The sequence below is a fragment of the Lentilactobacillus sp. genome, from assembly GCF_040773105.1.
GTDB lineage: Bacteria > Bacillota > Bacilli > Lactobacillales > Lactobacillaceae > Lentilactobacillus > Lentilactobacillus parabuchneri.
In genome coordinates, this window is sequence record NZ_JAXGWW010000084.1 from 1 (window position 1) to 8,140 (window position 8,140).

At 46.8% G+C, this 8,140-nt stretch carries 2 protein-coding genes and 1 pseudogene; 2 read left to right on the plus strand and 1 reads right to left on the minus strand.

The window, feature by feature from the left end; genetic code table 11:
* A partial coding sequence (locus AB3112_RS05885; protein WP_367334103.1) for a heavy metal translocating P-type ATPase occupies positions 1-1,915 on the plus strand: 1,915 nt, incomplete at its 5' end.
* A 252-nt stretch (positions 1,916-2,167) separates the two neighbouring features.
* Positions 2,168-7,741, plus strand: a complete 5,574-nt coding sequence (locus AB3112_RS05890) for a KxYKxGKxW signal peptide domain-containing protein (protein ID WP_367334104.1) — start codon at positions 2,168-2,170, stop codon at positions 7,739-7,741.
* A 71-nt stretch (positions 7,742-7,812) separates the two neighbouring features.
* Here AB3112_RS05890 and AB3112_RS05895 read toward each other — a convergent pair.
* Positions 7,813-8,140: pseudogene (locus AB3112_RS05895) on the minus strand (Zn-dependent alcohol dehydrogenase); the annotation flags it as partial.

The following is an 8,140-nucleotide window of genomic DNA, read 5'->3' on the forward strand; positions in this document are numbered from 1 at the left end:
AGTCTTGCTGCTGGCACCAATTATGGGATTGAATGTTTCGATCCTCAATTTCCACGCACCCCTGATCGAAGGCATCGTGATTCTGCTCTTTGACACGGCCCTGTACTTTTATGGTGGGGCACCGTTTCTAAAGGGCGCTGGCGCTGAAGTTAAAAGTAAGGCGCCGGCAATGATGACCTTGATTACATTAGGAATTTCGGTTTCATATTTCTATAGCATTTACGCATTCATCGCCAATAATTTCTTAAATCCAGCCACCCACGTGATGGACTTTTCGTTTGAACTGGCCACTTTGATTTTAATCATGTTGCTGGGCCACTGGTTGGAAATGAATGCTGTGATGGGTGCCGGTGATGCAGTTGAAAAAATGGCGGCATTACTACCAAAGACGGCGCACCTGGTGACGGATGACGGTCAAACCAAGGATGTAGAAGTGTCTGACTTACAGGTTGGCCAAAAGTTTCAAGTTCGCTCCGGTGAAAGCATTCCAGCCGATGGAACAATCATCAATGGCCAATCGACTGTCAATGAAGCCTTGGTTACCGGTGAATCTGCCGCGGTTACCAAGAATGTTGGCGACAAAGTGATTGGCGGGGCAACCAATAATAACGGCACCCTGACCGTTGAAATTACCGGTACCGGTGAATCCGGCTACCTATCACAAGTCATGAAAATGGTTCAAGAAGCGCAGAAGTCCAAGTCAAAAGCCGAGGACCGCGCCGATTTGGTTGCCAAATATTTGTTCTACGCTGCCGTATCTGTTGGAATCATTGCCTTTTTCGCTTGGCTGCCACAGGGGCTCTCCGTTGGTTTAACGCGAATGGTCACCGTCTTTGTGATTGCCTGTCCCCATGCATTAGGGGTTGCCATTCCGTTGGTAGTTGCGCGATCAACTTCCATTGGTGCGCAAAATGGCCTGCTTGTCCGAAATCGGCAAGCAATTGAAGCCAGTCAACACATTAGCCACGTCTTATTGGATAAAACGGGGACGCTGACTGAAGGAAAGTTTACTGTGAACGCTCTCGTTCCAAGCGATGGCGTTGACGAAACCAGTTTGTTGAGCGATTTAGCAGCCCTTGAAAGCAACTCAACGCATCCACTGGCTCAAGCAATTTTGGCTAAGGCAGAAGAAAGGGGTGTTCAAGTTGTTGCAGCCGAAAACTCGCAGAACATCCCTGGAGTTGGCATTTCCGGCGAGATTAACGGAACGACGTACACAATTGTCAATGGCAATTATTTGACCAAGAATGGGTTTAAATTCGACACCACTGTTGCCGATCAATGGGCCGCAAAGGGAAATTCGGTCAGCTTCTTACTTTCCGACAACCAGGTTCTGGGAATGGTGGCTGAAGGAGATACCATTAAGCCAGGTGCCAAAGCGTTAATTGCCGGTTTGAAGAAACGTGGCATTACACCGGTGATGCTGACAGGAGATAATCAAAAGGCTGCTGAACACGTTGCCGGTTTGCTGGGCCTCGATGAGTTTCATGCGGGCCTGTTGCCTGACGATAAACAAAAGATCGTTGGTGACTATCAGGCAAAAGGCAATCACGTCATGATGGTTGGTGATGGTGTGAACGATGCGCCTAGTTTGGCAGAGGCCAATATTGGGGTTGCAATTGGTGCCGGAACCGACGTTGCGATTGATTCCGCTGACGTGATTCTGGTCAAATCAGAGCCAAGTGATATTCTCCACTTCCTTGATTTGGCCAAGATTACCAACCGCAAGATGGTCCAAAACCTCTGGTGGGGAGCTGGTTATAACATCGTTGCCATTCCACTCGCCGCTGGCATTCTAGCATTTGCGGGCATCATTCTTGATCCAGCTGTCGGAGCTGCCGTTATGGCGATGTCGACGATTATCGTTGCACTCAACGCAATGGGATTAACGGCTGAAAAAATTCAAAATGACTAAAAATATCATCATTAATAATTAACAGAACGGGCATGCTTTTCATAACCGTTCTGTTTTTTTGTCCTCTGATAACGTGTTTGTAATGTAAAAAAAACGTGAAAACGTATCGTATAGGCGTACAATCATTACCGATGCATTATTTTTATACCCCTGCTATAATTACATTGTCAAATAAATGATACCTATATTGCTAAGAAGAGGGACACGTTGTTCAGTATTTGATAGGTACTGACAATATGGAGGGGATTTAAAATGAGTCATTCAAGACGAAAGATGCTTCAGGAAACCACCGTTTCAGCAAAGCATTTTAAAATGTATAAGGCTGGCAAGCAATGGATGATCGCCGGCTTAACAATTGCAGCATTCGGAGTCGGTAGCCAAATGGGGATGGCCAAACAGGCCAGTGCCGAAACGGTACCGACAACGGAAAACACAACGGCTGCGAATACTACAACGGCCAAAGCAACGACTCAAGCACCAGCGCCGACAGTCAACACACAATCAGCACAACCCACCGAATCAACACCCACTGCAACTGCAGTAGCCACCGTTGATCAAAAGACGCCGGCTACACAGCGGGACCAGTCTGCGACTTCTGCAACAAATTCGCAGGTGAAGTCAGCTGCACAGCCAGTATCACAGACAGCTCCAAGTGAGAGCTCAGCAAAGACGAATGATGCGCAACCGGCTACGTCCACTCAACAACCTCAACAAGTAAAAGACGAAAAAACGCCGGACAATAGTGCTCAACAGGCTTCAAACGATCAGACGACGAACAAGCAAAGTACGCCGCAAGCCAACCAAACAAATGATGACGCCACAACAACCAAACAGACGACTCAACCTGTATCGACAAATCAAGCTGCCAAGGATCAAAAAGCCGCTGATCAAAAAACAGCGGCAACAACGGAAGATACCCAGAAAGCCACTGCGGATCAACCGGTTAATGCTGATGATTTGAGCTACGATCAGGCGGTCAACGTTTATAACAGTAGTAAACAATTGTACGGGATTATCACCAATCAGCTGAGTCAGGCCAAAAGTGACTATGACCAACAATTAGCTGTCTACAAGGACAAATTGGCTGCTTATAACAAAGCCAGTGAGGCCTATCAGAATAACCAGAATCAATATGGTAAAGACAAAGCCGGTTATGATCAAGCCAAAGCAGAATATGAAGCTGCAAAGACCGCTTATGAAACCAAGAAAACCGAATATGATCGGCTGAAAGCTTTGAACGAAAAGACAGCGGCAGATTACACGGCTGCCAAGAACAAGGCTGAAGAAGCCGTGGCAAGCCAGACCGCTCAAAAGGGTATTTACGACGCTGCGTTGGCGAAATATGAAACTGCCCGCCAGGCTTACGAACAAGCCCGAACTGAATATGAAAAGGGCCAAGGCAGCCAAACTGACGCCCAATTTAATACGATTGCTGAGCGCTACAATTCTACCAAGGCCGATTACGATAAGACCAACACCGAGTTTCAAGAAATTAAAGCAACATATGAGGCAACCCAAAAGCAAGTTGCCGATTTACAGCAACCGTTTAAAAATGCCGACGCAACTCAAAAACAAATTAACGAGCAATTTGCTGCGATTAATAGTGAGTACACAACGCTTCAGGACCAATACCAAAAAGCGCATAGTACCTTTGCTACTCTTGAGGACCAATTTACCAAAGCTGGCGTTGATTTTATCAACCAAACAGCTGAATTTGATAAGCTGAAGGCTGATTATGAAACGGTTAAAGCTGCCCATGACGCTTTGGCCGAGCGCTACAGCGTTGCCCAAGGAGCGTATGATACGCTGGCTGATCGATTAACAGCACTTAATGAACGGTATGAAATCGAGCTGAAAAACTACCAGGCTGAAAAGAAAATTTGGGATGAGGCCTATGCCAAAGCGATGAAATTTGAACAATCCGTTGCTGAAAGTTTGCCTGAAAAGACGGCCAACCCGGTTCTGCCAGGGCTGCAGCTCAGTACGACCGATCAAATGGTCAATATCGGCGACAACGGGGTATTTAACCTTCACTTTGACGCCAACGGTATTCGCACGATTTATACGAACGCTGACTTAGTGGTGAGCTTCCCCAAAGACGCTGGGATTCTGGTAGACACCAGTGATTTGAGTCGTTATCAAATTGGCGGGACCACGCCAACCTACGATGCTGCCACAAAAACGTTGACATATCATTGGGATTCCCTTGATAGCGGACTTTCTCAGGACCTTCACTACTCGTATTTGACCGACAAAGCGAGCCTGGCAAACAATCAGATTATCCAGATGGGGGTTTCATTTAAAGCCGATGAGCTTCCAAATCCGGTGCAAGTAACCGCCAGCCAACAATTGGCGATTTCAAATACCGCCATGATTACCAATCAACCGTCAAACACCTATACAGACGAGTTTGGCAAGGAATACAAGAATCCGGCCCCGGGTGATACGGCGATTTGGAACGTCATTGTAAGTATCCCAACTTCTCAACCAAAAGTGGGGCTGCTCGAACCTGATACACCAATTGACATTTATTACTACGTTGCCGGTTCACAGAGTTACGTGGGGCTGACCAAAGCGACACCTGAAAACGGGTTGGTAGATACACCACCCGAAATCTCAAAGGGTGAGCTTCCTGACGGCACGCCAGCTACTATTTTGAAGTGGACCTTTAAGGCCGCTGACATTGCTGGACAACTGGCCAATGATCAAACCATGAAGTTCCAAGTGATTGCCAAGGTTGACAAGACCGCTGAAAACTTCCAATGGGTCAAAACGGATGTTGGAATTGGCTTAACATTTCTTGGTGGTCAACCAGTGACGCAACAAAATACCAACAAAATTGCCGCCACCATGGTCCTGCCACATGACCCGGCAACTTGGAATATTCCATACGGAAGTTGGGTTCCAATGGCGCATTACGGTTCGGCCGATGGTGTTGGTAACCTTGCCGGAATCAAATTGTTGAATCCGGATCCGCAAGTTTATTCAGATTCAAATGCGCTGTTAAAATTCTATGACACACTGGTGCCAATCTTCATGTCAAGTGATGTTGACGGTGAGTTACCGGAAAGCGAACGATTACGGGATTTCAACTACTATGCGCTTCACCAAACGATTGACCCCAGAGAAGATTTGAACCAGATTATTATTCACAATTTTGTTTATCAGCCAACCGGAAATGTCAAAAGTTCTAAAGCGCCGACCGGGGCCAGAAATCAATGGACTTACCTTCAGGAAAATCCTTATTTGACAATGGCGGTGAAATACCAGGGCGATGCCGAAAACCAGTATCACGTGTTATTTGAGAACTTGCCAACGGTCACCCAGGATGTTGAAAAAGATCAAAATGGCGCCCCAATTTATGCAGTTAGTGGTGAGGGATCGAGCAGTTTCATTTACGTCAACCGCCAACAGCTTTTAGCGGCTGGACTTGATCCAACCAAGAACGTCGTTGAAGTCTATATGTACATGCATAAAAAAGGAATGGGTGATATTCCAAGTAATCCAGATACCATTAGCAGAGAAAGTATCTACAAATATCCAGATCTGCCGTATAAATTCAATCAAAACGAAAAAGAAACTATTATCGACAAGAATGGCAAGCAACGAACAATTTTCAAACGGGATGTTTTGAAATCACCTGAGGAAGGTGGACTTCCCGCAGGTTCTTGGGCACCATACGGCATCAATGGCGGAATCTATTTTGGGACCGTCTTAAAATTAAACGCCGAACCAGGGACAATTACCCACCAAATGACACCGAAAGTCAGCTGGTCAAATGCCAGAACTTATGTGTCATTGGAAAATTGGATGTCAGACGCCGACGTTGTTGCCGGAATGGATCGTTGGCTAGCCAAAGATGACCAGGAAAAACAAGCTGCCATTGATGGAAGTCTGGGCTGGCCCGGGGTTGTCTGGCAGTTCCTGAAACCTTCAACAGTTGAAGTTGCCAAACGAGACATTAGCGCTGACCGTTACATTACTTCGGCAATCCATTTGGATAGTTTAGCCGGCGGCTCCGTGATTTCACCCGGCGCCCATCAACTGACTCTGGGCTTTATCCTGGATAAGACATCGGTCGGCAATATTGCGGCCAATGACGGTCCATTTGTCACCTACACCGTGATGCCAAAAGGGGTTTCATTTGATTATGACGCATCGATGACAAATGGCGTTATCCCATTTGGAAATCAATATTCCGTCATTGATAACTTTAACGGGACTGGCCAACAGGTCTTGAAGATTGTTTGGCCTGACAAATCAATTATGGTGCCAGGAGAAAGCAGTGGAACACGGGTCATTGTCAACATCGATGATCGGGCACCTAAGGATCTGGTCTTCCACAACTTTGTTAATCTGGGAACTGAAAAAGAAAACTACACCATGTCAGCGCCGAATGTGCTTCAGCCGACTATTTTAAATACGCAAAAGATAGCGGACGGTTCGACGACGGGATTGATTGATACCAAGACGCCACTCTTTACTTCTGGGACGGTATACATTCTGGATAAGGATGCGACGCTTCAAACCAGTCAATTAGTCAGCGCTGCCGGTAAGGACGATTATCATCACAATGTCGCAATTGAAGCCGGCAAGCAGGCCACGGTCAAGATTCAATTCAATGAAAACACCGATAATGAATTGACGCAGTTAGACTTATTGGACTTCTTACCACAGGCCGGAAAAGTTGAAGGCATGACGACAACAGATGTCCGTGAATCAACCTTTAGTGCCGGATTGGCCGGACCAATTACGCTTCCAAGTGATTGGAATGGCAAGGTCAACGTTTACTACACGACGGATAGTCAACAGACGGTTGCCGAGAATCTGAATCAAGTGGGTTGGCAATCCCAGGACACGATTACCGATTGGTCGAAGGTGACGGCGTTTAGAGTGATTCTCGATGAAACGTCAGGCCAGACAATTAGTGGTCATCCAGCCGAAGGAATTACGTTTAACGTGACGGTTCCAACAGCATCAACGTTTATTTCCAAATATGCTGAGCCGGGAAAACAGGTTGGTGTTAGTGACCTGGCTGATAAATTAACGGGAGAGATCGCCTACAATAGTTACGTGATGGCGGCCAACCATTTGAACTATACGGAACCACTCCAAGTGGGGATCAAAGTGTGGGCAGTTAATGATCCTGCCAAGGAACCAGCTAAACCCACTCTTGAGATTGACCGCCCAGTGGACGACTCCAAAGCTCCTGAAGTGCCGGTTACACCAATTCAAACTGGCAACCATGCCGTTGATGTGAATGAACCAACGGCGCCTGAACCAAATAAGGGCGTAGTTGCGGAATACACACCGAACCTTGATGAGCCAAGTGCGCCAATCGCGCCGATTGCACCAAAGAAGGTCGACAAGCCGGTTGTCCCAGGTGGTGGTAACACACCTGATCCAAACAAACCGGATGTGCCAACTGTTCCGTCAACACCAAGTACCCCAAATACACCAAATGTACCAAATACCCCTACACCAAGCACTCCTCAAACGCCAAGTAACGATCCACAACAGATTGTTAACGAAGTAAAAGAAAAGACACCAAAAACGAACGGAACTCAACCAGGTGAAACGCAGGCAGCCAAGCAGCAAGTCGATGATCAACTGACGGTTAAGAGTCCAAGTCAGGTGGTTCATGATGACAGCCAGGCTGCAACGGCAGCAACTCAAACGCCAGCAACTCAAACAGCCAGCCAGGAAAAATTACCACAAACTGGTGAAAATCAGACTGATCACCAACTATCGGTAATTGGGATGATCTTAATGGCAATGTTTGCCTGGATTGGATTTGGTCAGAAGAAACGTAAAGAAGACGATTAAGTCAATTACAAAACGGCGCCACACTTGGATAATCCAGGTGTGGCGCCGTTTTTAATTTGAATGATGGTTCACTAGTTTTGAACAATCACCAGTGATTTAATGGCTTCACGTTTGGTCATTGCTTGATAAGCATCGTCAATTTCATCAAGACTAAATCGCTTGGTAAAGACTTTTCCCGGGTGGATTTCGCCATCCAGAACGGCCTTTAGGAGAACACTCTTGTCGTAAGTGGTTACTGAAGCAGGGCCACCGGCAACGCCTAAGTTACGGCGGAAAGTACTGTTCGGATCGGACTTCTTGGTGTGTGGCAAGCCAACCCGACCAACGATTGCGCCTGGGCGGGCAACATTCATGGCGGTTTCAGTTGAGAGTTCTGAGCCAACACACTCAAGAACGGCA

What these genes read in the sequence shown, in the direction of transcription:
- AB3112_RS05890 (WP_367334104.1), top strand. Translation starts at nt 2,168, where the DNA reads ATGAGTCATTCAAGACGAAAGATGCTTCAGGAAACCACCGTTTCAGCA.